The 26,189-nt window shown below is 68.1% G+C and carries 25 protein-coding genes, 1 tRNA gene and 1 pseudogene; 16 read left to right on the top strand and 11 right to left on the bottom strand.

Features of this window, described 5'->3' with window-relative positions; translation table 11 throughout:
• Positions 1-2 precede the first annotated feature (2 nt).
• Both mfd and CSW60_RS23780 read left to right on the top strand, forming a co-directional pair.
• Positions 3-3,470, top strand: a complete 3,468-nt coding sequence (gene mfd / locus CSW60_RS01790; RefSeq protein WP_099535633.1) for a transcription-repair coupling factor — start codon at positions 3-5, stop codon at positions 3,468-3,470.
• Between the two features lie 485 nt (positions 3,471-3,955).
• Positions 3,956-4,036, top strand: a pseudogene (locus CSW60_RS23780) (hypothetical protein); the annotation flags it as partial.
• Between the two features lie 137 nt (positions 4,037-4,173).
• Here CSW60_RS23780 and CSW60_RS01780 read toward each other — a convergent pair.
• Together CSW60_RS01780 and CSW60_RS01775 are read right to left on the bottom strand one after the other, a co-directional pair.
• Positions 4,174-4,818: a DsbA family oxidoreductase gene (locus CSW60_RS01780; protein WP_099535631.1), complete on the bottom strand. Its 645-nt coding sequence runs from the start codon at positions 4,816-4,818 to the stop codon at positions 4,174-4,176.
• Positions 4,819-4,899: 81 nt separating this feature from the next.
• On the bottom strand, positions 4,900-6,225 hold the full coding sequence (locus CSW60_RS01775) for a diguanylate cyclase domain-containing protein (RefSeq protein WP_099535629.1): 1,326 nt from the start codon (positions 6,223-6,225) through the stop codon (positions 4,900-4,902).
• Positions 6,226-6,453: 228 nt separating this feature from the next.
• Here CSW60_RS01775 and CSW60_RS01770 point away from each other — a divergent pair, with 228 nt between their 5' ends.
• Positions 6,454-7,581, top strand: a complete 1,128-nt coding sequence (locus CSW60_RS01770) for a CaiB/BaiF CoA-transferase family protein (protein WP_099535627.1) — start codon at positions 6,454-6,456, stop codon at positions 7,579-7,581.
• 137 nt (positions 7,582-7,718) lie between these two features.
• Positions 7,719-8,705, top strand: a complete 987-nt coding sequence (locus CSW60_RS01765) for a YihY/virulence factor BrkB family protein (protein WP_099535625.1) — start codon at positions 7,719-7,721, stop codon at positions 8,703-8,705.
• On the opposite strand, the gene CSW60_RS01760 is transcribed toward CSW60_RS01765, so the two are convergent.
• The 4 genes from CSW60_RS01760 to CSW60_RS01745 form a co-directional block, all read right to left on the bottom strand.
• Entirely contained in the window at positions 8,677-8,910 is a 234-nt protein-coding gene (locus CSW60_RS01760; protein WP_099535623.1) for a sulfurtransferase TusA family protein, read from the bottom strand. The genes CSW60_RS01765 and CSW60_RS01760 overlap by 29 nt on opposite strands.
• The gene (locus CSW60_RS01755; protein ID WP_099535621.1) at positions 8,903-9,643 is read right to left on the bottom strand and encodes a pseudouridine synthase; all 741 of its coding nucleotides are present in this window, start codon (positions 9,641-9,643) and stop codon (positions 8,903-8,905) included. The genes CSW60_RS01760 and CSW60_RS01755 overlap by 8 nt, the downstream gene beginning before the upstream one ends.
• Complete coding sequence (locus CSW60_RS01750) at positions 9,640-10,554, bottom strand: class I SAM-dependent methyltransferase (protein ID WP_099535619.1); 915 nt, start codon at positions 10,552-10,554, stop codon at positions 9,640-9,642. The genes CSW60_RS01755 and CSW60_RS01750 overlap by 4 nt, the downstream gene beginning before the upstream one ends.
• A 36-nt stretch (positions 10,555-10,590) precedes the next feature.
• Positions 10,591-10,680, bottom strand: a tRNA-Ser gene (locus CSW60_RS01745).
• Between the two features lie 127 nt (positions 10,681-10,807).
• On the opposite strand from CSW60_RS01745, the gene CSW60_RS01740 reads away from it, so the two are divergent.
• The 6 genes from CSW60_RS01740 (at position 10,808) to CSW60_RS01715 (ending at position 15,421) form a co-directional block, all read left to right on the top strand.
• Positions 10,808-11,800, top strand: coding sequence for a septal ring lytic transglycosylase RlpA family protein (locus CSW60_RS01740; protein ID WP_099537522.1), 993 nt, complete (start codon positions 10,808-10,810; stop codon positions 11,798-11,800).
• 41 nt (positions 11,801-11,841) lie between these two features.
• Complete coding sequence (tmk, locus tag CSW60_RS01735; RefSeq protein WP_099535617.1) at positions 11,842-12,468, top strand: dTMP kinase; 627 nt, start codon at positions 11,842-11,844, stop codon at positions 12,466-12,468.
• Positions 12,465-13,475, top strand: coding sequence for a DNA polymerase III subunit delta' (locus tag CSW60_RS01730; protein WP_099537521.1), 1,011 nt, complete (start codon positions 12,465-12,467; stop codon positions 13,473-13,475). The genes tmk and CSW60_RS01730 overlap by 4 nt, the downstream gene beginning before the upstream one ends.
• Complete coding sequence (locus tag CSW60_RS01725; RefSeq protein ID WP_099535615.1) at positions 13,472-14,260, top strand: TatD family hydrolase; 789 nt, start codon at positions 13,472-13,474, stop codon at positions 14,258-14,260. Before CSW60_RS01730 ends, CSW60_RS01725 begins: the two co-directional genes overlap by 4 nt.
• Positions 14,257-15,078 carry an MBL fold metallo-hydrolase gene (locus CSW60_RS01720; protein WP_099535613.1) on the top strand — a complete coding sequence of 274 codons (822 nt, stop codon included), beginning with the start codon at positions 14,257-14,259 and terminating at the stop codon, positions 15,076-15,078. Before CSW60_RS01725 ends, CSW60_RS01720 begins: the two co-directional genes overlap by 4 nt.
• Positions 15,079-15,214: 136 nt before the next feature.
• Positions 15,215-15,421, top strand: a complete 207-nt coding sequence (locus CSW60_RS01715; protein ID WP_066687704.1) for a hypothetical protein — start codon at positions 15,215-15,217, stop codon at positions 15,419-15,421.
• Here the strand turns inward: CSW60_RS01715 and CSW60_RS01710 are convergent.
• The 3 genes from CSW60_RS01710 to CSW60_RS01700 are packed head-to-tail and all read right to left on the bottom strand — an operon-like array spanning position 15,418 to position 18,301.
• A complete protein-coding gene (locus tag CSW60_RS01710; RefSeq protein ID WP_099535611.1) occupies positions 15,418-16,098 on the bottom strand; it encodes an ABC transporter ATP-binding protein in 681 nt (226 codons plus the stop codon). The two genes, CSW60_RS01715 and CSW60_RS01710, sit on opposite strands and share 4 nt — an antisense overlap.
• Positions 16,095-17,351: an FtsX-like permease family protein gene (locus tag CSW60_RS01705; protein ID WP_099535609.1), complete on the bottom strand. Its 1,257-nt coding sequence runs from the start codon at positions 17,349-17,351 to the stop codon at positions 16,095-16,097. The genes CSW60_RS01710 and CSW60_RS01705 overlap by 4 nt, the downstream gene beginning before the upstream one ends.
• Positions 17,348-18,301, bottom strand: a complete 954-nt coding sequence (locus CSW60_RS01700) for an efflux RND transporter periplasmic adaptor subunit (protein ID WP_236634249.1) — start codon at positions 18,299-18,301, stop codon at positions 17,348-17,350. The genes CSW60_RS01705 and CSW60_RS01700 overlap by 4 nt, the downstream gene beginning before the upstream one ends.
• 231 nt (positions 18,302-18,532) lie before the next feature.
• Between CSW60_RS01700 and CSW60_RS01695 the strand changes: the two genes are divergently transcribed.
• Positions 18,533-19,309, top strand: a complete 777-nt coding sequence (locus tag CSW60_RS01695) for a DUF1080 domain-containing protein (RefSeq protein WP_099535605.1) — start codon at positions 18,533-18,535, stop codon at positions 19,307-19,309.
• On the opposite strand, the gene CSW60_RS01690 is transcribed toward CSW60_RS01695, so the two are convergent.
• On the bottom strand, positions 19,306-20,313 hold the full coding sequence (locus CSW60_RS01690) for a LacI family DNA-binding transcriptional regulator (RefSeq protein WP_099535603.1): 1,008 nt from the start codon (positions 20,311-20,313) through the stop codon (positions 19,306-19,308). The genes CSW60_RS01695 and CSW60_RS01690 overlap by 4 nt on opposite strands.
• 166 nt (positions 20,314-20,479) lie before the next feature.
• On the opposite strand from CSW60_RS01690, the gene CSW60_RS01685 reads away from it, so the two are divergent.
• From CSW60_RS01685 to CSW60_RS01665, 5 genes are all read left to right on the top strand, one after another.
• Positions 20,480-21,727: an MFS transporter gene (locus CSW60_RS01685; RefSeq protein WP_099535601.1), complete on the top strand. Its 1,248-nt coding sequence runs from the start codon at positions 20,480-20,482 to the stop codon at positions 21,725-21,727.
• Positions 21,728-21,821: 94 nt separating this feature from the next.
• The gene (locus CSW60_RS01680; RefSeq protein WP_369801018.1) at positions 21,822-22,694 is read left to right on the top strand and encodes a sugar phosphate isomerase/epimerase family protein; all 873 of its coding nucleotides are present in this window, start codon (positions 21,822-21,824) and stop codon (positions 22,692-22,694) included.
• Entirely contained in the window at positions 22,694-23,827 is a 1,134-nt protein-coding gene (locus CSW60_RS01675) for a Gfo/Idh/MocA family protein (protein WP_099535597.1), read from the top strand. The genes CSW60_RS01680 and CSW60_RS01675 overlap by 1 nt, the downstream gene beginning before the upstream one ends.
• A complete protein-coding gene (locus CSW60_RS01670; protein WP_099535595.1) occupies positions 23,824-24,879 on the top strand; it encodes a sugar phosphate isomerase/epimerase in 1,056 nt (351 codons plus the stop codon). The genes CSW60_RS01675 and CSW60_RS01670 overlap by 4 nt, the downstream gene beginning before the upstream one ends.
• A 25-nt stretch (positions 24,880-24,904) precedes the next feature.
• Entirely contained in the window at positions 24,905-25,267 is a 363-nt protein-coding gene (locus CSW60_RS01665; protein ID WP_099535593.1) for a cytochrome c family protein, read from the top strand.
• 77 nt (positions 25,268-25,344) lie between these two features.
• Here CSW60_RS01665 and CSW60_RS01660 read toward each other — a convergent pair whose 3' ends face one another.
• Positions 25,345-26,172 carry a DUF1080 domain-containing protein gene (locus CSW60_RS01660; RefSeq protein ID WP_099535591.1) on the bottom strand — a complete coding sequence of 276 codons (828 nt, stop codon included), beginning with the start codon at positions 26,170-26,172 and terminating at the stop codon, positions 25,345-25,347.
• Between the last annotated feature and the right edge of the window lie 17 nt (positions 26,173-26,189).

The raw sequence follows: 26,189 nt of genomic DNA, 5'->3' as shown, positions 1-26,189 counted from the left end.
CGATGGCCTACGACGCCAAACAGATCGCCAAGGCCGCCGGCGGCCTGACCCTGGCCGGCGCGCCCGAAGGCTTCGACGCGCTGGTGATGGCCGACATCGCCCGGGCGCGCGGCGGCCTGACGGCCTTTGTCGCCCGCGACACCGCCCGCGCGGGCGCCTTCGTCGACAGCCTGAAGTTCTTCGCCCCCGAGATCGAGGCGGTGATCCTGCCCTCGTGGGATTGCTTGCCCTACGACCGTATCGGTCCCTCGGCCGGCGTTTCAGCCACGCGGATGTCGACGCTGTCGCGCCTGGCCCGGGGGCTGGGCGAGAGCAAGTCGGCCATCCTGGTCATCGCCGCGCACGCCCTCCTGCAGCGCGTACCGGCCAAGGACGTCCTGCTGCGCGCCAGCTACAGCGCCAAGGTTGGCGGCGTCGTCGACATCAAGGACCTCGAGACCTATTTCGCGGTCAACGGCTACGCCCGCGCCTCCACCGTGTCCGAGCGCGGCGAGTTCGCGATCCGCGGCGGCGTCATCGACGTCTATCCGCCCGCCGCCGAGGAGCCGGTGCGCCTCGACCTGTTCGGCGACACCCTGGAGAGCATCCGCGCCTTCGATCCCGAGACCCAGCGCTCGACGAAGCAGCTGAAGGAGATCGACCTGCTGCCGGTCAGCGAGGCTCTGCTGGACGCCGACGCCATCTCGCGCTTCCGCAAGGGCTATGTCGCCGAGTTCGGCGCGCCGGGCGATGATCCGCTGTACGCCACGGTCAGCGAGGGCGGTCGTCGCGCCGGCCTCGAGCACTGGCTGCCGCTGCTGTACGAGCGCATGGCGACGCTGTTCGACTACCTGCCGGCGGGCGCCCTGATCGGCGTCGATCATCAGGCGGCCGAGGCCCGCGACGAGCGCCTGTCCATGATCCAGGACGCCTACGAGTCCCGCGCCAGCGCCGACCGCAAGTCGGCCTATCGCCCGCTGCCGCCGCAGGCTCTGTACCTGACCGCCGACGAGTGGGATCGTGAGCTGTCGGACCGCACGCACCGCCAGTTCACGCCGTTCCAGCCGCAGGGCCTGGACGTCGTCGATCTGGGCGCGAAGCTTGGCCGCACCTTCGCCGCCGAGCGCGCCCAGGACAGCGTCAACCTGTTCGAGGCCACCGCCGACCACGCCAAGAAACTGGCGGCCGAGGGCAAGCGAGTCCTGTTCGCCTCGTGGTCCGAGGGCTCGTCCGAGCGCCTGGGGACCATGCTGGCCGATCATGGCCTCAAGAAGATCCCGTTCGCCGGCTACTGGCAGGCGGCGAAAGCCAATGACCCCAAGGTCCCGCAGCGCGTCGTGCTGCCGCTGGACCATGGCTTCGAGACCGAGGCCCTGGCGGTCATCTCCGAGACCGACATCCTGGGCGACCGCTTGGCCCGTCCGCGCAAGAAGCGCCGCGCCGCCAACTTCCTGGCCGAGGCCAGCGCCCTGACGCCGGGCGACCTCGTCGTGCACATCGACCACGGTATCGGCCGCTACGAGGGCCTGAAGACCCTCGACGTCCAGGGCGCGCCGCACGATTGCCTGGACCTGCTCTACGGGGGCGAGGCCAAGCTCTATCTGCCGGTCGAGAACATCGACCTGCTCACCCGCTACGGCGCGGCGGACGCCGACAATGTCCAGCTGGACAAGCTGGGCGGCGCGGCGTGGCAAGGCCGTAAGGCGAAAGCCAAGGAGCGCTTGCGGGTCATGGCCGAGGGCCTGATCCAGATCGCCGCCGCCCGCCAGCTCAAGCACGTCGAAGAGACCGACCCGCCGCACGGCGTGTTCGACGAGTTCTGCGCCCGCTTCCCGTATGAAGAGACGGACGACCAGCTCAGCGCCATCCACGACGTCCTGGAGGACCTGTCCTCCGGCAAGCCGATGGACCGCCTGATCTGCGGTGACGTCGGCTTTGGCAAGACCGAGGTCGCCCTGCGCGCGGCCTTCGTTGTGGCGATGAGCGGCAAGCAGGTGGCGATCGTCTGCCCGACGACGCTCTTGGCCCGCCAGCACTACAAGACCTTCAAGGACCGCTTCCAGGGTTGGCCGGTCAAGGTCACGCGCCTGTCGCGCCTGGTCACCGGCAAGGAAGCCGCCGAGACCCGCGAGGGCCTGGCCAACGGCCAGTTCGAGATCGTGGTCGGCACGCACGCCATCCTGTCCAAGCAGGTGTCGTTCAAGGACCTGGGCCTCGTGATCGTCGACGAGGAGCAGCACTTTGGGGTCAAGCACAAGGAGAAGCTGAAAGAGCTTCGCGCCGACGTACACATGCTGACCCTGACCGCCACGCCGATCCCGCGCACGCTGCAGATGGCGCTGTCGGGCATCCGGGAGATGTCGATCATCGCCACCCCGCCGGTCGATCGCCTGGCGGTGCGCACCTACATCAGCCCGTTCGATCCGGTGACCCTGCGCGAGGCCCTGCTGCGCGAGAAGTATCGCGGCGGCCAGTCCTATTACGTCGTGCCGCGCATCAAGGACCTTGAGGACATCGAGAAGTTCCTCCGCACCCAGGTCCCCGAGGTGAAGTACGTCGTCGGCCACGGTCAGATGTCGGCCACCCAGCTGGAAGACGTGATGACGGCCTTCTACGAGGGCCAGTACGACGTGCTCCTGGCCACGACGATCGTGGAAAGCGGTCTCGACATTCCGTCCGCCAACACCCTGATCGTCCACCGCGCCGACATGTTCGGCCTGGCTCAGCTCTATCAGATCCGGGGCCGCGTCGGCCGCTCCAAGGCCCGCGCCTACGCCTATCTGACCACGCCGGTCGAGAAGTCCCTGACCCTGTCGGCCGAGAAGCGCCTGCAGGTGCTGCAGTCGCTGGACAGCCTGGGCGCCGGCTTCCAGCTGGCCAGCCACGACCTCGACCAGCGCGGGGGCGGCAACCTGCTCGGCGACGAGCAGAGCGGCCACATCAAGGAAATCGGCGTCGAGCTCTACCAGCAGATGCTGGAGGACGCCGTCGCCGAGCTGAAGCAGCGCCAAGGCCAGGAGGCGCTTCTGGAAGACCGGGGGTGGTCGCCGCAGATCAACACCGGCGCGGCCGTGATGATCCCGGACGACTATGTGCCGGACCTGAACGTGCGCCTGTCGCTGTACCGGCGCCTGTCCGAGGCCGAGAAGGCCAACGACCGCGAGGCCCTGGCCGCCGAGATGATCGACCGCTTCGGCCCGCTGCCGCCCGAGACCGACAGCTTGCTCAAGGTCGTCGCGATCAAGGGGCTGTGCCGCGAGGCCAATGTCGCCAAGATCGACGTCGGCCCCAAGGGCGCGGTCGCCAGCTTCCGCAACGACGAGTTCGCCAACCCGCTGGGGCTGATGCAGTACGTCGCCAAGAACAACCTGATCTGGAAGGTGCGCCCCGACCAGAAGGTGGTGGTGAAGGGCGAGTGGGAGACGCCTGCCCAGCGCCTCGACGCGGCGGAGAAGATCCTGACCCAGCTGGCCAAGCTGGCGAAGGGGTAGGGGATTTAGAATCCCTCTCTCTTAGAGAGAGGGAGGGGCCCGCCGCCGTAGGCGGTGGGAGGGTGAGTGGTTACGAAGCGTGCCGTCGTCGCCTCCACCCTTCAGCGGCTTTTGGTCACTGCGTTGTCCGGGGAGGGCGTACGCACTCACCCTCCCACGCTGCGCGTGGGCCCCTCCCTCTCTCCACGAGAGAGGGAATTGGCGTGGCTGGACGCTCGGCGTATCCGGAATTGACCTCAACGATTCCAACCGCTTCCCACTTTTGCACGCCGCTGCATCATCCGCGTTGAAACCGCCCTTATGCTTGACCCACCTCGTCGCGAGGAAAGGGCGCATGGCCAGCGACCATTTGCGGCGGCGGGGGGCGATCGAGCGGGGACAGGTTCGAGGGGGATACTCGGACGGTCCGGGGCTGAGCTTGCTGGGCTCACCCGCCCGCCGTTGGCGTGGTTGAAGGCAAAAGGGCGTGTCTGGCTGGAAGCCCGTCCTCTTCGACCGCTGGGTCTTCTGGAAACGGAAGCGCCCAGGTCCCGGTAAGGCCTGAACAGGGCCACCTGACGGGACGCTGGCGGATAACGGTCGCGCGGAGCGTCGGGCTTCGTCGAAACGGTATTTATCAACTTCTTCCGGACGGATGTCCGGCGCTCCGCGTCCCTTTCCATTCCTTCAGCGGCTCGCCGCGTGAAGCGGCGGAGTCGTGAGCCTAGGCGGCCAGCGCCTGGTCGATCGCCTCGGCGATCCGCTCAGGCGTCTCGGCGCCGACCACGGCGACCTTGCCGGCGAAGATGGCGAACGGCACGCCGGTCACGCCGCCCTGGACGGCCATGGCGTGTTCGCGGGCCACGGCTTCCTTGTCGGCGCCTTCGGAGAGCAGTTGCAGCACCACCAGACGCTCCATGCCCGCGGCCTCGGCGATGTCGGCCAGGACGACCGGGTCGCCGATATCGAGGCCCTGCTCGAAATAGGCCTTGAACAGGGCTTCGACGACCTGGTCCTGCACGCCGGCCGTCAGGGCCCAGCGGATCAGGCGATGGGCGGCGTTGGTGTTGGGCGAGAGCTGGATGGCGTCGAAGTCGAACGTGATGCCTTCCTCGGCGCCGCCTTCCATCAGGGCGGCGTGGACGGCCTTCAATCGCTCGGAGTCCTTGAACTTCTGGGCCATGTAGGCCTTACGGTCGACGCCTTCCTCGGGAAGCGACGGGTCCAGCTGATAGGGCCGCCAGACCAATTGGGCGTCCAGGGCGGGCCGCAGAGCCAGGGCGGACTTCAGGCGTCGCCAGCCGAGAAAGCACCAGGGGCAGACGACGTCGGCGACGACATCGATGATCATGGGCTGGGACTGGGCCACGGCGTGCTCCTGGAGAAACTCTGTCCGAGACAGGACGGACTCCATATAGGCCGGCGACGCTACGCGCCCAAGCGCCGCCGGTCAGCCGACCTCGCGCTTCATGGCGGCGGCGGCCGCGCGCTCCAGGGCCTTGACCGCGCCTTCGCCGGGCTGGACCTCGGCCACGCCGATGTCGAACTCGCAGACGAACGGCGCTCGGTCCTCGCCGGCGTCGAAGGCGGTGCAGCCGATCACGGCGGCGATCCGCTCGGCCGCGGCGCGGGCGGCGTTCTGGTTGGTCGCCGGCAAGGCGAGGGCGAAAACCTCGGTCGAGAGGCGGGCGGGCGTGTCCTCCACGCGGACCAGGCGGCCGATCATCGAGCCGATCTGCGGAATGGCCCGGTCCAGCCAGCCGTTCTGTCGCGCCCACGCTGTGTCGGGCTTGTCGGCCACGCGCAACACGCAGATCGACAGCGGCCGGGCCCGCTCGCGGGCCGCCGTGGCCAGCCGCGCCAGGTGGGCGGCGAACAGGTCGCGGGTGAAGAGGCCGGTGGCGGCGTCCATCAGACCGGAGCTGCGGGCCTTCTCCAGAGCGCCTCGGATCGCCTCGCCGCGCCGGAAGTTGCGGGCCAGCTCCATCACGCGCAGGGCGGTTTCGGTCTCGGGCGTCTCGGGCGAGGCCACGTCCGACACGCCGCGATGGAAGGCGTCGGACATGGTCACATAGCTCTCGGCCTTCAGATAGAGCAGGGCCGGGATGTGATAGAGGCGCGTGTTGCGGCGCATGCCCGCCGCGATCGACAGCGCCTCCTGCTGACTGTCGCCGGCCCACAGCACCACCGCGTCGAACGGGCGCTCGTGCAGATAGTCGAAGGCCGTATAGGCGGTGAAGGCGCCAACCACCTCGGCCCCGCTGCGCTGCAGGGCGTTCGACAGGGCCAGGAACTGCGGCGCGGGCTCGCCAACCGCCAGCACGCGGAACGGCGCGTCCGACTGCTCGGGCAGATCCAGGCGGCGGCCGCGATCGCCGAAGGTCTCGAGCCGCAGCTCGAACTCCTCCTCGGCGATGGCCGTGCGGACCAGGGTCTCCAGACGCAGGGCCGCCTGGGACGGATGCAGCGGCGGCGACAGGGTCAGGTCGAAAGTCTGGTCGCGATAGTCGGCCTCCGGGTCGCCTATGGCGATCACCGGCAGGCGGCGCGGCGCGACGGCGGCCTTCAGGCGCTTGGAAAGCGTCTGGACGTCCGGGCCGGCCGTGGCCAAGTCGACGATCACCGCCTCGATCGGCAGGTCGCCCAGGGCGGCGACGGCCGCGTAGGGACCGCGGGCGGTGATGGTGCGCCAGCCAAGCCGATCCAGCCCCTCGGCCAGCGGTCCGGCGCGAACATCGTCGCGCGCCACGATCAGGATCCGGGCGTCTGCCGCCAAACCAACCTCCGCCCGAATGCTCGCCAGGCCGACCGGGCGGCGCGCTTCGAGATTCGTCGCCGCAACATAGCAGACCAAGGGGCTGGTCAAAGCCGCGCAACGCCGCAGGCTGGGGGTGAATCGAAGATCGTCGGGGGCGTGAGCGCGAGGGCTTGCCTGACCGAACGTCAGGCCCGCTCTAGTATGGCTGACCGGCCGCTGGGTGAGAGCCGGAAGGGAGACGACGTCATGGGCCAGGGGCCGCTTTCGGGACTGAAGATTGTCGAGTTCGCCGGCATCGGTCCGGGGCCGTTCTGCGGCATGCTGTTGTCGGATCTGGGCGCCGACGTCGTCCGGATCGACCGCAAGGGGCAGGGGCGCGGCTCACCGGCCGACGTCACGGCGCGGGGGCGGCGCTCGGTGGCGCTGGACCTGAAGAATCCTGAATCGATCGAGACTTGCCTGAAACTCCTGGAGCAGGCCGATGGTCTGATCGAGGGGTTCCGACCGGGGGTCATGGAGCGCCTGGGCCTTGGGCCCGACGTGGCCCTGGCCCGCAATCCCAAGCTCGTCTACGGCCGCATGACCGGCTGGGGCCAGACGGGGCCGTACGCCAAGGCGGCCGGCCACGACATGAACTATATCGCCATCACCGGCGCGCTGCACGCGATCGGGACGCAGGACAAGCCGGTTCCGCCGCTGAACCTGGTGGGCGACTTCGGGGGCGGCGCGCTCTATCTGGCGTTCGGCCTTCTGGCCGGCGTGATCCACGCCCGCGCCACGGGGCAGGGGCAGGTGATCGACTGCGCCATGAGCGACGGCGCGGCCTCGCTGATGGCGATGTTCTACGGTTTCAAGGCTGGCGGCATGTGGAACGAGGGGCGGCGGACGAACCTGCTCGACGGCGGCGCGCACTTCTACGACACCTACGAATGCGCTGACGGCAAGTGGATCTCGATCGGCTCGATCGAACCGCAGTTCTATCTGCTTCTGCTGGAAAAGACGGGGATTTCCGACCCGCAGTTCCAGCACCAGATGAGCCGCGAGGAGTGGCCGGAGCTGCGCGACAAGCTCGCCGCCGTGATCAAGACCAAGACGCGCGACGACTGGTGCGCGATCATGGACGCCACCGACGTCTGCTTCGCGCCGGTGCTGACCATGGACGAGGCGCCCAAGCACGCCCACAACGCCGCCCGCCAGACCTTCGTCGAGGTCGAGGGCGTGACCCAGCCGGCGCCCGCGCCGCGGTTCTCGGCGACGCCTGGCGTGATCCAGGGGCCGCCGCCCAAGATTGGCGCCCACAACGACCAGGCCCTGGCCGACTGGGGTTTCTCGGCCGACGCGATCGCCGGACTGAAGGCGTCCGGAGCGCTCTGATTCCGTTCAGCTCCGGTTCAGCCGGGCGGTCCTAGCGTGCGTATGTCGATCGGTCTCCGCGCCATCCGTCCCTCGATGCGGCGATCGGTTCCAGGCAAGGCCTTGAAAGACGCGTCGTCCTTTATGGCGGCGCGTCTTTGACTTCCGGGGGCCGCGCCGCCATGGTCCGGCGGATGAAAGATCCGCTCCACCAGATCCGCTGGCGCGACCTCGACCTCGATCCAATCCACTGGGCCCGTGAAATCCTGCGCGTGCTGGGGCTGGCGCTCTCCAGACTCTGGGGGCGCGATGTCATGCTCTATGTCGGCGGGGTGTCGTTCTTCGCCCTGCTGGCGGTGTTTCCGGGGCTGGCGATTCTGATCGGGCTCTACAGCCTGTTCCTGACCCCCGAGACAGCGGCTCGCCAGGCGGTCAAGCTGGCCGAGCTGATGCCGCCTGGGGCGCGGGGCATCTTCCAGGACGAGTTCGGGCAGCTGGCCCATGCGCCCGGCGGCGCGGTCTCGCTGCAGAGCGGCGTCGTGCTGATCGTCGGCGCCTACGCCGCCCATCGCGGCTTCAAGGCCCTGCTGGCCGGCCTGTCCTTCATCCACGACGAGGAAAACCAGCGCGGCTTTTTCGGGTTCAACCTGATGGCCCTGCTCGTGCTGATCGCCGCCTTCGGGCTACTTTTCTTCATGTCGGGCATTTTCCTGATCCTGCGGCTGCTGGGTTCGGCCCTCAATCTCCGTCCCCTGGCTGGCGTCTCGTGGATCCAGAGCGAGTGGACCTGGGCCAGCTTTGGCATCGTGGTCGGCATGACGCTGGTCTATCGCTACGCCATGTCCCGCGAGCCGGTCGGCTGGCGCGCTTCGACCTCCGGCGGCGTCGCGGCGGCGGCGCTGTGCGTCTTCATGTCCTGGGCCAGCGCCTTCTACGTCGAGAAGATCGTCCACCTGGGCGCGACCTACGGCTCGATCTCTGCCGTGATCATCTTCCTGATCTGGCTGTCGTGGAGCGTGAACGCCATCTTCTTCGGCGGGGCCTTGGCCACCGAGGTCGAGATCGCGCTGGACGAGCGGCCCCGAGCCTTGCTCGAGGGACCGAAGGCGATCCCGCTCAAGCCGCCTTCAGAATACGAAACCTGATCACGCCGCCGTCCTGCTCGGCGATCTCAAGCACCGTGGCGCCGATCTGCCCCGCGAAGTGCGGCACGTCGATCCGGGCCATCGGATCGGTGGCCAGCAGGATCAGTTCCGCACCGGGGGCGGCGGCTTCGTGCGCCTTGCGCAGCTTGAGGGTCGGCACCGGGCAGTGGTGGCCTCGAGCGTCGACGAGGATCGGCTCAGCCATCCGCGAACACCGTCTCGGCCTCCGCGGCCGGCAGGATGCGATGCTGGCCGGGCGCCAAGTCCTCGGGCAGCACGATGCCGCCAATGCGTTCACGATGCAGGTCGACCACGTGATTGCCGACAGCGGCGAACATCCGTCGGACCTGGTGGTAGCGGCCCTCGGTGATCGTCAGCCGCGCCGTGATCTGGTCGACGACCTCCAGCTTAGCCGGCAGCAGCGGCTTCTCTTCGCCCTCCAGCATGAGCGTCCCGGCGGCGAAGGTCTCGGCTTCGGAACCGTCCAGCGGACGGTCGAGCTTGGCCAGATAGGTCTTGGGCACGTGGCGCTTGGGCGAGATCACCCGGTGCAGGAAGTCGCCATCGTCGGTGATCAGGATCAGACCGCTGGTGTCCTTGTCGAGCCGGCCGACGGTCGACAGGGCCGGATCCCGCAAGCGCCAGCGGCGCGGCAGCAGATCGTAGATCTTCTCGCCGTCCTCCTTGTGCGAGCAGACCACGCCGAGCGGCTTGTGCATCATCAGCACCAACGGCGCCGGCGGATCGACCGGAACGCCGCGGATGGTCATGCGCTCGGGCAGGGCGGCGTCCACGGCGATCCGGACGCCGGAGTCCTTCAGCGGCTTGCCGTCCAGCACGACCTTGCCGGCGGCGACGAGGGCCTGGACCTCCTTGCGGCTGCCGTAGCCCAGGTTGGCGAGCAGCCGGTCCAGACGGGCCATCAGCGCCTTGCTCATTTGCGCGCCTCGAAGACCTTGTAGCCGCCGCCCTCGGCGACCAGCCGGACCTTGGCGAAGCTTTCGGCCAGGATCGCCTCGTAGGGCAGGTGGCGGTTGGCGACCATCCACAGCGCGCCGCCCTTGCGCAGCGCGCTGGCTGCAGAGCGGATGAAAGCTTGGCCCAGCGCCTTGTCCTCGCCGCCGCCCTCGTGGAACGGCGGGTTGCTGACGATGAAGTCGAGATCCTTGAGACCGTCGGCGTCGTGACGGACGTCGCCCCAGACGAAAGTGGCGCGCGGATCGGAGACGTTGCGCTTGGCGACCTCGACCGCGCGGCGATCCAGTTCGACCAGGGTCAGTTTGGTGACCTTGTTCGAGGCCAAAACATTGAGCGCCAGCAGGCCGATGCCCGCGCCGAGGTCGGCGCCGGCGCCCGAGAACTCCGGCAGCACCTGCAGGAGGGCGTTTGTGCCGGCGTCCAGGCGATCCCAGCTGAACACGCCGGGCTGGGTCCAGAGCCCATTCTCGGCGATCTGGCGCGGCGCGCCGGCGGCAATCGCCTCGTCCAGACCCTTCGGCGCCTTGGGGCGCACGACCACGCAGATGCGATTGTGCCGCCGGGCGCTCTCGCCGACCTCGCAGCCGAACGCCTCAAGCTCCTTTTTGAGGCGAAGACCGCCGCGATCTTTCGGGGCGAAGGCGGTCAAGCGGGCGCCCGGCGCCAGGGCGCGCAGAGCATGGGCCAGGACAAAGCGACGCTCGATCGCGCCGGCGGGCGCCCGGACGGTGACGGCGTTAAGAGATTCGGTCTCGATCCCGGCGATGTCGCTGGATCCGACGATGACCGGCGATAGCTGGACCGCGTCCGGCGCGGATGGGGCCAGATCGTGATCGGGCTGACCATAGAGCGCGGTGCGGTTCGCCGACATGCTTGTCCTGAAAGGGTTTTCCGCCCCGTGGGGCTGTGGCGGACAGGGTGGGATTCGAACCCACGGTAGGCTTCCACCTACGGCGGTTTTCAAGACCGCTGCCTTAAACCACTCGGCCACCTGTCCGGAGCAGGCGGCTATATCAGCGCGTCACCGCCTTAACCAGACGGCAATCGCCTTAACCAGACTTCAAAACAATTCACTCACCATGATCGGCCAAAGGGGCGCGCCCCTTCGTCTGGACGGCATGCGCATGGACCAGCACATCGATCGCTTGTGGCGGATGATCCGCCTGCATGGGGCCTTCGTCATCGTGGCGCTCAGCCTGGCCGCCTGCGCGACGCCGAAATACGATGTCGGTCGTCCGATGATCGGCGTCCGCAACGCCGCGCCGCGGCCCAGCGACATGGTCGGACCGAACGGCAGGCCGCTGCGCGGCACCGAAAAGCCCTATCAGGTCAACGGCGTCTGGTACTATCCGAAGGAAGATCGCGACTACAACGTCGTCGGGATCGGCTCGTGGTACGGCGAGCAGTTCCATAATCGCCGCACCGCCAACGGCGAGATCTTCGACATGGACATCCCGTCGGCGGCGCATAAGACCCTGCCGCTGCCGAGCCTGGTCGAGGTCACGAACCTCGATAACGGGCGGAAGATGATCGTGCGGGTCAATGATCGGGGGCCGTTCGTCGGCGACCGGGTCATCGACCTGTCCAAAGCCGCGGCCGAGGAGCTTGGCTATCGTCGGGCGGGCGTGGCCAAGGTCCGGGTCAAATATATCGGGCCGGCGCCCAAGAACGTCTTCGATCCGCCGCGTCAGTACGCCCAGACGCGGGCCGAAGCGCCGACGTCGCGCAGCTTCGCCGAAATCCAGGAGCCGCCGCAGCGCGTACAGGTCCTGGCGGCCAAGCCGGAGCCGGAATGGTCGCCTTCGCCGACCCTCTCGGCGCCGCCGATCAATCCGCCGGATCCCGTCAGGCCTGCGCCGCCCGCGCCGCCGGTGGCGGCCGTCTCCAAGGCGGGCTTCCGCATCCAGGCCGGCGCCTTCTCCAGCCGTGAGAACGCCGAAAAGGCCGTGCAGCAGCTTGCGCTGGCTGGAAGCGCCAGAATCGAGCCGCTGGAACGTCCCACCGGCACGCTATACCGCGTCGTCGTGGCCGCCGGGGACGATGAAGGCGAAGCCTGGAGCCTGCGTCAGCGGGTCGAAGCGCTGGGCTATTCCGGCGCGACGGTGCTTCGTCCCTAGACCCTCTGGACAAGCCTCGGAATCCGGTCGAATGGAGGCCGGTGACCCAAGGTTTCTTCATCAGTTTCGAAGGCGGCGAGGGGGCTGGGAAGTCCACTCAGATCCGCCGTTTGGCCGAGCGGCTTCAGACCGCTGGCCATGACGTGGTCGTCACCCGCGAACCCGGCGGCAGCCCCGGCGCCGAGGCGATCCGCGAGCTTCTGGTCAACGGCGCGGCCGACCGCTGGTCGCCGGTCACCGAAACCCTGTTGATGTACGCCGCGCGCCGCGACCATGTGGAGCGCGTGATCCGGCCGGCCTTGGCGAAGGGCGCGATCGTCCTCTGCGACCGCTTCGCCGACTCGACCCGCGCCTATCAGGGCGCCGGCGGCGATGCGCCCGCTAGCTTGATCGCGTCGCTGGAGGATCATGTCCTGGGCGGAACCGTTCCGGACCTGACCCTGATCCTTGACCTGCCGGCCGAAGTCGGGCTGCAGCGGGCCGAGGCGCGAGGCGGCGCCGCGCGCTTCGAGTCCAAGGGCCTGGCGTTCCACGAACGCCTTCGCGCCGGCTATCTGGAGATCGCGCGCCGCGAGCCCGAACGTTGCGTGGTCATCGAGGCCAATGCCGACATAGATGCAGTGACGGCCTCGATCACGCACGCGGTCGATCAAAGGCTCAAGCGCTGATGGCCGCGCCGGCGCACCCTCGCGACGTCTACACGCTGGAAGGCCAGTCGGCCGCCGAAGCCGCGTTCCTGGACGCGCTCGATCGGGGCCGTCTGCACCACGCTTGGCTGCTGACCGGCCCAGAGGGCGTCGGCAAGGCGACCCTGGCCTATCGCATGGCGCGACGCCTGCTGGGCGCGCGGCCCGAGCCGTCGCTGGGTCTGCTGGGCGCCGCGCCGTCGGACGTCGTTAGCCGTCAGGTCGCCGCTCGCTCGCATCCCGATATGATGGTCTTGGAGCGCCTCACCGACGACGGCAAGGCGCGTAAGGCCATCCCCGTCGACGAGGCGCGCAAGCTGCCTGAGTTCTTCGCCAACTCGCCCGCGGTCTCGCCCTACCGCGTGGCGATCATCGACGCCGCCGACGACCTCAACGTCAATGCCGCCAATGCGGTGCTGAAGACGCTGGAGGAGCCGCCGCCGCGTGGGGTGATCCTGCTCATCAGCCATGCTCCGGGCAAGCTGCTGCCCACGATCCGTTCGCGCTGTCGCCGCCTGCCGGCGCCCGCGCCCGGCGTGCCCGCCGCCGCGGACATGGTCGAGCGGATGGCCGACCTGCCGCACAGAGACGCCGAGCGTCTGGCGCGGATGGCCCATGGCGCGCCCGGCAAGGCGCTGCAGCTGGCGGCCGCCGGCGCCATCGCCATGGACGACGCGGCGAACGAGATCCTGCGCGGCCTGCCCAAGATCGACGAGGGCGCGTTGCTGGCCATGGCCGACACTTTCCGAGGCGCGGAAGGCGCGGCGCGCTTCGAGCTTCTGATGGATCGAATGGCCGACCAGGTGCGGATCTTCGCCACGCAGGTCGCCGCCGACGGCAAGAACTCGCCGGGCCTAGATCGCTGGGCGGCCGCCTGGGAGCGCCTCTCCAGCGTGCCCGGCGAGGCCGAGGCCGTGAACCTAGACCGAGGCGATGTGTTCTGGAGCGTCATCTCGGACTTGCGCGCGGCGGCCAAGGCGGCGATGTGAGCCGCATGCTCATCGACAGCCACGTGAATCTCCACGCGCCCCAGTTCGCCGAGGACAAGGACGCCGTGATCGCCCGGGCCCGCGAGGCGGGGATCGGCCTGATGGTCACCATCTGCGACAAGGTCTCGTCCTTCGAGGCGGTGCACGAGATCGCCATGGCCGAGCCCGACATCTGGTGCACGGTCGGCACCCATCCGCACGAGGCCAAGGAAGATCCCGGCCTGACCGCCGCCCGCCTGGTCGAGCTGGCCAGCCGTCCGCGCGTGATCGGCATCGGCGAGTGCGGTCTCGACTTCCACTACGACCTGTCGCCGCGCGAGGTTCAGGCCGAGGTCTTCCGCCAGCATTGCATCGCCGCGCGTGAGAGCGGCCTGCCGCTGGTCGTGCATACCCGCGAAGCCGACGAGGTGATGGGGGAGATCCTGGAGACCGAACATGCGGCGGGCCCCTTTAAGATCCTGATGCACTGCTACACCAGCGGACCGGAGCTGGCCCGTCGCGCCGCCGATCTGGGCGCCTGGTTCTCGGTGTCCGGCATCGCCACCTTCAAGGCGGCCGAGGAGGTGAGGGCGGTGATCCGCGACATGCCGGCCGACCGGATCATCGTCGAGACCGACTGTCCGTACCTGGCGCCGGTTCCGATGCGCGGACGCCGCAACGAGCCGGCCTATCTGCCGCACATCTACGACAAGCTGGCCGAGATCCGAGGGTGGAGCCGGTCCGAGACCGAGCAACGCACCGAGGACGCCTTCTTCGCCCTGTTCGATCGGATTCCCCGCCCATGACCGCGACGCTGGAGTTCACCATCCTGGGCTCCGGCTCATCCGGCGGCGTGCCCCGCGCCGACGGAAACTGGGGCGACTGCGATCCGGCGGAGCCTAAGAACCATCGCTCGCGCTGTTCGCTTCTGGTGAGACGCCTGGGCGAGGGCGGCCGAAGCCACCAGACGACGGTCATCATCGACACCGCGCCTGATCTGCGCCTTCAGACGGCCGCGGCCAGCGTTCGGCGCGTGGACGCGGCGCTTTTCACGCATGACCATGCGGACCAAGCCCACGGCATAGACGACCTTCGCCCGTTCTTCCTGAACCAGCGCGTCCGGATTCCGACCTATATGGACCAGGCGACGCACGACGGCCTGCTGAAGCGCTTTGAGTACATCTTCCACACCCACGGCGGTTATCCGGCGATCTGCGAGCCCCGCCTGCTGCCGCCTCTGGGCCATGATTTCGAGATCTCGGGACCCAGCGGCGATATCTCCGTTCATACCTTCGATGTCGATCACGGCGAGGTGCGCGCCGTCGGCTATCGGATTGGCGACGTCGCCTATACGCCCGACGTGAGAGCCATTCCGGACGGCAGCTGGGGCGATCTGGCCGATCTTGAGGTCTGGATTGTCGACGCCTTGCGCTGGACGCCGCACCCGACCCACGCCCACGTCGAGCTGGCGCTCGAATGGATCGCCCGGGCCAAGCCCAAACGCGCGATCCTGACGAACCTGCACATCGATCTGGACTACAACGCCTTGGCCGCGCGACTGCCGTCCGGTGTTGAACCAGGTTATGACGGCATGCGTTTCCAGTTGCGAGCGCCCCGAACATAACCGCTGATTGCCGCCGACGCCGATTTCGTCCGAAACTTGGCCCTGCGTAACAGCGCTGAAATATCACCGACCAACAAGACCGTCATAGGGACGCGGTAGAGACACCTTCTCGTGCGTAACTGCTCCACGCTCTCCCATGGCTGAAACCGTCACTGCTTCCCGAGAAATCTTCCAGCGCTTGCGCGCGCGGCTGCCCGCCGTCACGCGTGAGCATCTGTTCGCGTGCTACGCCATCAGCGAAACCACCTGGACCAAGCTGCGCGATGGCAAGCCGGTCAAGCGCTCGACGCTGGATCGGATTCTCGTCCGGCTAGAGGCCCTGGACGCGCGCGTCGCGGCTTAGTTCTCGTCGACAACCCGGCCGTCCAGCATCCGAATGCGCCGGTCCGCCGCTTCGGCGAAGCCCTCGTCATGGGTCACGCAGATGACGGCGCGCCCTTCGACATGGGCCAGGCGTTGGAATTCCTCGATCACGAGGCGCGTGTTGACGCTGTCGAGATTGCCGGTCGGTTCGTCGCCCAGCAGGATCGCCGGGTCGTTGGCGAGCGCCCGCGCGATCGCCACCCGCTGCCGCTGGCCGCCCGACAGGCGGTCGGGTCGTCGATCGCCCTGGGCCGCGACACCGAGTTTCTCAAGCAAAGTCTGCACTGTTCCGTCTATTTCGGCGGCGGACTTATGACCAAGCCGTCGCATCGGCAGCGCCACATTGGCGCGGGCGGTCAGTTCCGGCAGCAGGAAGTGGAACTGGAAGACGTATCCGATCCGCTCCAGGCGCAGGCGCGTGCGCGCCGCGTCGCTTAGGCCTCCGGTTGGGCGCCCATCGATCAGCACCTCTCCGCTGCTTGGCCGATCGAGCAAGCCCAGCAGATACAGCAGCGACGACTTCCCACAGCCAGACGGACCGACGATCGCGACCATCTGGCCGGCTTCCACCGCGAGGTTTACGCCCTCAACCAGCGTGAAGGGTTCGGGGTCCGACAACATCTTGGTCGCCGCGCGGGACTCGATCAGGGCGCTCATGCCGCGCCTCGCAGGATGGCGACGGGATCGACGCTCGCGGCCTTGCGGGCGGGCAACCAAGCCGCGACGATCGCCGCGCCCAGCGAGGCGCCGCCGGCGAGCAGGTACTGCGGCAAGCTGCGGTCCAAGGGCAGCACCAGCGGCTTTCCGCCCATCGACAACGGCAGGCTGGCCAGCACCTGCAGCAGGCCTGTGCCGATCGCGAAACCGACCACCGCGCCCATCACGCCGACCAGTAGCCCCTCGAGAAGGAAGATCGCCTGCACATCGCCCGTGGTGAAGCCCATGGCGCGCAGGATGGCGATGTCGCGCCGCTTGTCGGCGACGCTATTGGACACCGCCGTATAGATGCCAAAGCTGGCCACGATCAGGATGGCCAGGATCACCGCGTACATGATGATGTTGCGCACCACGAGCAGGTTCAGGATGTCGACCGAGCGCTCCTGCCAGGACTCCCACTTGTAGCCCCAGCGCGCTTCCAGCCGTTTGGCTTGGGCGTCGGCGTCGGCCGAGTCCGCCAGCCGGATGTGGATCTGATTGACGATGCTGGGCCGCGCGAAGACGACCTGCGCCGTCCGCAGAAGCCCATAGGCTACCGTGTCGCCGGCATAGAAGCCCGCGCGGGCGTCGGGCTCGATCAGGGCCAGGATGCGCATGCGCTGCAGCGTTCCGGTCGGCGCGGTGACCACCAGGGTGTCGCCCAGCTTGGCCCCTAAACGGTCCGCGAGGGGGCGGCTGATGATGATGCCGTCGGGGCGCGCCTCCAGATCGGTCAAGGCGCCGCCGGTCAGGCTCTCGTTGATCTTCGCCAGCCGCCCTTCGAGGCGCGGGTCGACGCCGTTCAAGGCGACCGCCGCGTTGCGGCCGGCATAGGCGATGGTCACCGCGCCGGTCAGGGAGGGGGCCGCGAGGCTGCCGGGGATGGCGCGGGCGTCGGCGAGCATGGCTGGCCAGTCCTTGAGGCCACGCACTTCTTCCTGGGGCCGCAATCCTCGAATGGCGACCGCCGCGGCGGGAAATGCGTCCAGAGCGGGCTGGCGGACCGGGCGGCGCTGCTCGTCGCGGACGATGATGTGCGGCGCGGAGTCGACGAGCGTCCGGATGAAGTCCTTTTGGGATCCGACCATCATACCGGACACGGCGAGGAAGAAGCCGACGCCGATCGCGACGCCCAAGGTCGCGACCAAGGTTTGCCGGGCGCGGACCCTCAGATGCGCCAGGGCGATGTTGGCCAGGACCGACGGCAGGCTCATGGGCCCTTCGCGACCCGCACGCGCTGGCCGTCCCTGAGGGCCTCGGGCGGCTTTGCGATCACGCTTTCACCCGCCGAGAGGCCGGATCGGATTTCCGTGAGGTCGCCACCCACCGCGCCGATGCGAACCGGAACGCGGTGAGCGCGCCCATCCCGCACCGCCCAGAGCGCGCCGTCGCGCACCGCGCTGGACGGCGCCAGCACCGCATTCGAGCGGCGATCGGTCACCAGGTTCGTCTCCACGGTCATGCCGGGCGGAAGCCCGCTGTCGGCCGGAAGCGCGATGCGGACGCGGAACACCCGGCCCTTGGCGTCGCCGGCCGGCGTGATCTGCGAGACGCGGCCTTCGAAGGTGCGGCCAGGGAAGGCGTCCGAGCGGATCAGCGCCTGGACGCCAGGCTGCAGCCGGGCGATGTCGCGCTCGTCGACGTCGGCGGTGATGCGTAGCGTGCGCGGGTCGGCGATCACGAACAGCGCCGTTCCGACCGCGCCCAGATCGCCGGGCTCGGCCTCGCGCCGCAACACCTGGCCGGCGAACGGCGCCGACAGCCGATAGTCCCTGAGGCGAGCCGCGGCGCTGTCGGCGGCGGCCGTCGCGGCGCGGGCCTGGGCCTGGGCGTCGTCGTCGGCCGCCTTCGCCGCGAAGCCGGCCGTGTAGAGGCGTCGGACGCGGCCCGCCGCGATCCGCGCCTGCGAAGCCTGCGCCGCCAACTGCAGCGCCGTGCCCTGGGCCGGGCCGTCCTCTAGTTGCGCCAGGGACTGGCCGGGCTTGACCCAGTCGCCTTCGGCGACATCGACGTGGCGAATGGGCGCGGTGACGATCGGCGCGACGTGCGCCTGGCGGACATAATCAACCACGCCCGAAGCGTAGATCACGTCCACGGCTTCGCCTGTCCTCGTCTTGGCGACCTGCACGGCGGGAGGCCGCAGCAGAAAGGCCGCCGCCGTCACGGCCGCCAAAAGCAGAACCCCGCCGAGAACCAATGCCCAGAGCCGTCTAGCCGAGCGGGGTGCGGACGCGTCCATCATCACCGAAGAACCATGAAACGCCGCCTGCGGCGACCTTCGCCTCATGCCACGCGGAGAGGGTCGACAGATTGATCGGGATCATATCCGCTACGCGTGGTGGAGTCGCGGTCGGCCGCGCCATCGCCTCGCTGGGACAGTTGGAGTACGCGCGCCATGACCCGAATTCTCCTGAGCGCAGCCTGTCTGGCGAGCTTCGCCGCACTCTCCGCGCAGGCTCAGTCGCGTCCCGAGGACACCGAAGTCTGGAGCCCAAAGCCGGCGATCGTCACGCCCGCAGCCGCTGTGGGCGCTCCGCCGTCCGATGCGATCGTTCTGTTTGACGGCAAGAACCTTGACCAGTGGGTGTCGAGTGAGGACAGGTCGCCAGCCGCCTGGACGGTGGCCGACGGCGTGATCACGGTCGACAAGGCCAAGGGCAATATCGAGACCAGGCGCGCCTTCCAGGACTACCAGCTGCACCTGGAATGGCGGATCCCGGCCGATATCGACGGAAGCGGGCAGGGGCGCGGCAACAGCGGCGTCTTCCTGGCCTCCACGGGGCCGCGCGACGCGGGTTACGAGGTGCAGATCCTCGACTCCTTCGAGAACCAGACCTACGTCAACGGCCAAGCCGGCGGCGTCTACAAACAGCATCCGCCCCTGGTGAACGCCAGCCGCAAACCCGGCGAATGGCAGACCTACGACATCGTCTGGCGGGCGCCGCGTTTCACCGCGGCCGGGGCGTTGGCTTCGCCCGCGACCGTCACGGTGCTGCACAACGGCGTGCTGGTACAGGACAACGCCGTCCTGGCCGGCGAGACGGTCTATATCGGCAAGCCGTCCTACAAGGCGCACGGCCCCGCGCCGATCAAGCTGCAGGCCCATGGCGATCCCAGCAAGCCGATCAGCTTCCGCAACATCTGGGTGCGGGAGTTGCCGCCCCGGCTTTAGGTCGCCGGCGGCGCGGTGCTCGCCCGGACGACCAGTTCGTGCGGCAGGGTCACGTTCTGAAGCGTCGTCGCTCGGCCCGCCAGGATGTCGAGCAACAGGCGCACGACCTCGTGGCCGATCTCCTCCATCGGCTGGCTGACCGTGGTCAGCTGCGGATCGAGGTGACGGGAAAAGCGGATGTCGTCGAAGCCGACCAGCGACACGTCGCGGGGGCAGACAAGGCCGCGCCGCCGGATCGCCTCCAGCGCGCCCATCGCCATCTCGTCGCTGAAACAGAAGATCGCCGTTGGACGGCCCGGCTCGTCCAGCAACTCCCCCGCCTGGCGAACGCCCGACTCGATCGAGAAGTCGCCGATCGAGATGCGCAGGGCGCTGGCGCGACCGTGCCGCTGGGCGGCAGCCAGAACGCCGGAGAGGCGGTCACTGCTGATCGGGCTGGCTAGCGGTCCGGTCACCACGCCGATCCGGGTGTGTCCCAAGCCGTAGAGATGCTCCATGACCTCGGCGGCGGCGCCTTCGTTGTCGATGTGAGCGCTGGAGACGGCCAGGCCTGGCCGGAACTCGCAGCCGTTGACGATCGGGGTTTTCACGCCCTTGGCGGCGACCATATCGGCCAACACGTCGGGCAGCCGGTGGCCAAGGAAAATCAGGCCGTCAGCCTCCTTGCGCCGGAACATGGCCGCGTACTGCTCCTCGCGCGCCTCTTCGTGACGCGTGTCGCCCAGCAGCACCGAATAGCCGGCGGCGAGGGCGGCTTCCTCGACGCCCCGGATGACCTGCGAGAAGAACGGGTTGGAGATGTCGGGCACCGTGACCAGGATTTTCTCGGTCCGCAGAGTGCGCAGGCTCTTGGCGGCGAAGTTGGGCTCGTAACCAAGCTGGGCCACCGCCGCCATGACCTTCTGGCGCGTCGGTTCGATCACCAACTCGGGGGCGCTGAACACCCGCGAAACCGTCGCCGTCGACACGCCCGCGGCCCGCGCAACATCTTGAATGGTCGCCATTGCGGCGACACTGGCGACTGCTCCCAGCCTTGGCAAGGCGAAGCTGGAGCTCGGCAGCCGGTTGCCGGTTCGCCCGACCCCTGTTATCGATGATTTCGATTACATCGGAGCGCGCGTGGCCGGAATGGTCAAAAGCCGCCCAAGCTGGTCGGGGAGGACCAGGACCATGAAGACGAGCTTCCGGCTCTTCCTGATGATGGTGCTGCAACTGGCGATCTGGGGCGCCTGGGCGCCGAAGATCTTTCCGTACATGGGCATGCTGGGCTTCGCGCCCTGGCAGCAGTCGCTGGTCGGCAGCGCCTGGGGCGTCGCGGCCTTGGTCGGCATCTTCTTTTCCAACCAATTCGCCGATCGCAACTTTTCCGCCGAGCGGTTCCTGGCCGCCAGCCACCTGATCGGCGGCCTCGCCCTGGTCGGCACGGCGTTCTCGACCAGCTTCTGGCCGTTCTTCGCCTGCTACCTGATCTTCAGCCTGGTCTATGTGCCCACCTTGTCGGTCACCAACTCGATCGCCTTCGCCAATCTGCGCGATCCCGCCGGCGAGTTCGGCGCGGTGCGGATGGGCGGGACGGTCGGCTGGGTGCTGGTCAGCTGGCCCTTCGTTTTTCTGCTGGGCGCGCACGCCACGGCCGAGCAGACGCGGTGGATCTTCCTGGTCGCGGCGATCCTGTCCTTCGCCTTCGCCGCCTATTCCCTGACCCTACCGCACACCCCGCCGCGCAAGGATGAAGCCGGCGTCGACAAGCTGGCCTGGCGACGGGCGTTCAAGCTGCTCGGCGCGCCGTTCGTGCTGGTGCTGTTCATCGTCACCTTCATCGATTCCGTGATCCACAACGGCTACTTCGTGATGGCCGACGCCTTCCTGACCAACCGGGTCGGAATCGCCGGCAACCTGTCGATGGTGGTGCTGAGCCTGGGCCAGGTGGCCGAGATCCTGACCATGTTCTTCCTGGGCCGCGTCCTGGCGCGGCTGGGATGGAAGATCACCATGATCATCGGCGTGCTGGGCCATGCCGCCCGCTTCGCCGTCTTCGCCTTCTTCGCCGACAGCGTACCGGTGATCGTCGCCGTCCAGCTGCTGCACGGGATCTGCTACGCGTTCTTTTTCGCGACGGTGTACATCTTCGTCGACGCGGTGTTCCCCAAGGACGTGCGCTCCAGCGCCCAGGGCCTGTTCAACCTGCTGATCCTGGGCGTCGGCAATGTCGCCGCCAGCTTCCTGTTCCCGGAACTGATCAGCCGTCTCAGCGCGAACGGTCAGGTCGACTATACCCGTCTGTTCATGGTCCCGACCGGTCTGGCGCTGGCGGCCACCGTGTTGCTGGCCGTCTTCTTCCGTCCGCCCTCGCGCGGGCCGATCACTGAAACCCAAGCCGAAGACCCCGTGGGCGCCGCCAGCCCGGCGCAGCCTTAAAGTCCGAAAGGAAAGCCTCGTGCGCACGATTTCCAACGAAACCCGAGCCGCCGCCCTTTCTCGACGGGGCTTCCTCGTCGCCGGCGCGGCCGCCATGGCCGCCGCCGGGGTCGCTCGCGCGGCTGAAGCGAACTTCTTCCAGCGCCGCAAGTTGCCGCTGGGCATTCAGCTCTACAGCCTGGGTCCGGATCTCGCGAAGGAGCTCGACGCCCAACTCGCGACGGTGTCCAAGATCGGCTTCAAGACGGTGGAACTGGCGGGCTATCTCGGCCGCACGCCGGCCGAGCTGCGCGTCGCCTTCGACCGCGCGGGCCTGGCCTGCACCAGCGCCCACGTCCAGCCCAAGGGCGCCGGCGCGACCTTCAGCGGCGATCTTTCCAAGCTGGCCGACGACTTGCATGTGATCGGCGCGAAGACCGCGATCATGCCGATCCTCTACATCCCGGACCGCTTCACGGGCGCGGACCTGCGCCAGGCCGGCGGCCAGATGACCGCCGACGACTGGAAGTGGAACGCCGACTTCCTCAACCAGAAGGCCGCCGTCCTGAAGAAGGCCGGCATCGGCACGGGCTATCACAACCACAATTTCGAGCTCGCCCCGCTGGGCGACACCACGGGCATGGACATCTTGCTCAAGGGCACGGACCCGAGCCTGGTCTCCTTCGAGATGGACGCCGGCTGGGTGACGGCCGCCGGCCATGATCCGTTCGCGATGCTGAAGGCGCATCCGAGCCGTTTCACCCACATGCACGTCAAGGACATCAAGCCGACGACGAAGGCCAATTTCGAGCTGCGCCAGGATCCGACCGAGGTCGGCTCGGGCATGATCAATTGGCCGAAGCTCCTGCCGGCCGCCTATGACGCCGGCGTGCGCGGGTTCTTCTATGAGCAGGAGCCGCCGTTCCCGGGGACTCGCCTGGAGTCGGCCAAGATCAGCTTCGATTATCTGGCCAAGGTGGTCGCCTGATGAGCTTGCGGATGGCCATGGTCGGGGGCGGCCCCGGCTCGTTCATCGGCCCGGTGCACCGCATGGCCGCCGAGCTGGATGGGCGTATCCGTCTGGTCGCCGGGGTGTTCAGTCGCGATCCGGCCAAGAACGCCCAAGCGGCCGCGGCCTGGGGCGTCGCGTCGGACCGCGTCTATCCCGACCATCACGCGATGATCACCGCCGAACGTGCTCGCGCCGATGGCGTCCAGCTGGTGTCGGTCGTGACGCCCAATCATTTGCACTTCGACGTCTCGGCCGCCGCGCTGCACGGGGGGCTGAACGTCATCAGCGACAAGCCGGCGACCTTGAACCTGGCGGAAGCCAGGGAACTGGCCGCGATCGTCGCCGCGTCGGGCAAGCGCTATGGCCTGACCTATACCTACACGGGCTATCCCATGGTCCGCGAGGCGCGCGAGATCGTGGCGCGTGGCGACCTTGGCGCTGTCCGCAAGGTGATCGTCGAGTATTCGCAGGGCTGGCTCTCCGAGCCTCTGGAGCGCGAGGCCGACAACAAGCAGGCCACCTGGCGGGCTGATCCCAAGCAGTCCGGCGTGGGCGGCTGCATCGGCGACATCGGTGTCCACGCCTTCAACATCGCCGAATTCGTGACCGGCCATCGGGTCGAGCGCCTGTGCGCCGACGTCGCCACCGTGGTGCCCGGCCGTCCGCTGGACGACGACTGCAATGTGCTGCTGCGCTTTGCCGGCGGCGCGCGGGGCGTGCTGATCGCCTCGCAGATCAGCGCTGGGGCTCGTAACGGGCTTAAGCTCTGCGTCTATGGCGAAAAGGGCGGCCTGACCTGGTCGCACGAGGACCCGAACGTCCTGACCCTGGACTGGCTGGACGGCCCAAGCCAGGTGCTGCATGCCGGCTCGGGCTATCTGAGCCCGGCGGCCCGCGCGGTCACCCGCCTGCCGACCGGCCATCCCGAAGGTTTCATCGAGGCCTTCGCCAATATCTACCGCGACTTCGCTGACGCCATCGAAGGCGGGGAGGGCGCGCTGGTCCCGGACATCGCCGAGGGCGTGCGCGGCATGGCTTTCGTCGAGCGGGCCGTGGCCGCCAGCCGGCAGGACGCGGGCTGGGTGACGCTGGAAGGAGACGCGCGATGAAGACGCTCAAGGGCCCCGGCATCTTTCTGGCCCAGTTCATCGGCGACAAGCCGCCGTTCGACAAGCTGGAGACCATGGCCAAGTGGGTGGCGGACCTGGGCTATGTCGGCGTGCAGATGCCGACGGGAGGCGCGGATTCGTTCTTTGATCTCGCCCGCGCCGCCGAGAGCCAGGCCTATTGCGACGACGTCGCCGGCCTGCTGGCCGACCATGGCCTGCGGATCACCGAGCTTTCGACCCACCTTCAAGGCCAGCTGGTCGCCGTGCATCCGGCCTACGACGAGTTGTTCGACGGCTTCGCGCCGCCGGAGCTGCGCGGCAAGCCCAAGGAGCGCCAGGAATGGGCGGTCGGGCAGGTGAAAGCCGCCGCCATCGCTAGCCGTCGCCTGGGCCTAAAGGCGCACGCGACCTTCTCCGGCGCGTTGGCCTGGCCATACTTCTATCCGTGGCCGCAGCGCCCCGCAGGTTTGGTCGAGGAGGCCTTCGCCGAACTCGGTCGCCGCTGGAAGCCGATCCTGGACGTGTTCGAGGAGAACGGCGTCGACGCCTGCTACGAGATCCATCCGGGCGAGGACCTGCACGACGGCGCGACCTTCGAAAGGTTCCTGGACGAGGTCGGCGGCCATCCGCGCGCCAACATCCTGTACGACCCCAGCCACTTGGTGCTGCAGCAGCTCGACTATCTGGGCTACATCGATCGCTATCACGAGCGGATCAAGGCGTTCCACGTCAAGGACGCCGAGCTCCGGCCCTCGGCCCAGGCCGGGGTCTATGGCGGCTATCTGGGCTGGGCCGAGCGGCCGGGCCGGTTCCGCTCGCTAGGCGACGGCCAGGTGGACTTCAAGGCGATCTTCTCCAAGCTCGCCCAGTACGACTATGACGGCTGGGCGGTGCTGGAGTGGGAGTGCGCGCTGAAGCATCCCGAACAAGGCGCTCGCGAAGGCGCGCCTTTCATCCGCGACCATATCATCCAGGTGACCGACAAGGCGTTCGACGATTTCGCCGGCGGCGCGTCGGATCCTGGTCGCAACCGCCGCCTCCTTGGCCTCTAATGGGCCTGACCCGACGGAGTACTCAATGAAGTTCCAGCTTACCCTCGCCGCCCTGTTCGCGGGCTTGGCCACCAGCGCCGTCGCCGCGCCGCCCACGGGCGAGCAGGTGTTCCAGCAACGCTGCACGGTCTGCCATTCGCTGCAGCCCGCGCCGGGCAAGATGGGGCCGCCGCTGGCTGGCGTGGTCGGCCGCAAGGCCGGGACCGCGCCAGGCTACGCCTACAGCAGCGCCATGAAGGCCTCGGGCCTGACCTGGACGCCGGACCAGATGGACGCCTTCATCAAGGCGCCGAACAAGCTGGTGCCCGGCACCAAGATGCTGCTGGGCGCGCCAAACCCCGACGAACGCGCGGCCGTGATCCAGTACCTGGGTACGGTGAAGAAGTGATCGATCCTGACGGGCTCTAAATCATAGACTTAGAGCGTGATTGCCGCGAAACCGCTTACACTTTCGGCTATCACGCTCTAGCGCGCCGTCAGCTTCTGGATCTCGATGTCCTTGAACTCGATCGGATGGCCTTCGCTCTGCAGAGCGATGTAGCCCTCGGTCACCCGCTGAGCGCCGCGGGCCAGGATGTACGGCTTGGCGCCGTCGGCGACGGTGTCGTCCGGATCCAGCGTGATGTCCGCGTAGTGGTGGACGACGACGCCGTCGATCTTCTCGAAGACCTCGCCGTTCGGCCGCACTTCAAGCTCGGCCTTGACCCAGGTTCCGTTCGGAACGGTCGGCGCGTTGGCGGAAGGGGTGCAGTGCTCCTTCACCTTCTGTCCGTCGATGGTGATGGTGACGCCCGGCGTGCAGACCGCGGCGGTGGCTCGGCGCGCATCGCCGTCCTTGCCCAAGAGTTGGAACTCCACCGAGACCGGGAACGACTGGTTGACCGTCATGCTCTCGGGGCTTTGGCTATGGAACATGATCCCGCTGTTGCTACGCGCCCAGGCGGGCGTGTCGGGTAGGGCGCCGTCGGTCAGGAAACGGTAGGTCAAGCGGAGGCGGTAGGCTTTGAACGGCGTCTTGTAGAAGAGGTGGCCGAACTGGCCGTCCATGGTCTTGTAGCCGGCGTATGAGACCTTGATCGCGCCGTTATCGACAACAAAGGTTTGCTGATAGTTCTCGCCGACGGGGTGCTTGGCGATCTTGGGAATCCAGCCGTCCAGGCTCTTGCCATCGAACAGCGGTTTCCAGGGGGCCGCCTTGAGGTCCTGAGAGAATGCTGGGCTCGCGGTCGCAACCAGACCGAGCACGAGCGCGGCCAGGCCGGAACCCCGCGCCGACGCGGACAAGATGGTCATGGTGCTTTCTTCCTCCC

The sequence above is a fragment of the Caulobacter sp. X genome (assembly GCF_002742635.1).
Taxonomy (GTDB): domain Bacteria; phylum Pseudomonadota; class Alphaproteobacteria; order Caulobacterales; family Caulobacteraceae; genus Caulobacter.
The sequence above is the reverse complement of the archived record's forward strand: the minus strand, read 5'-3'. Positions and strand labels throughout refer to the sequence as shown.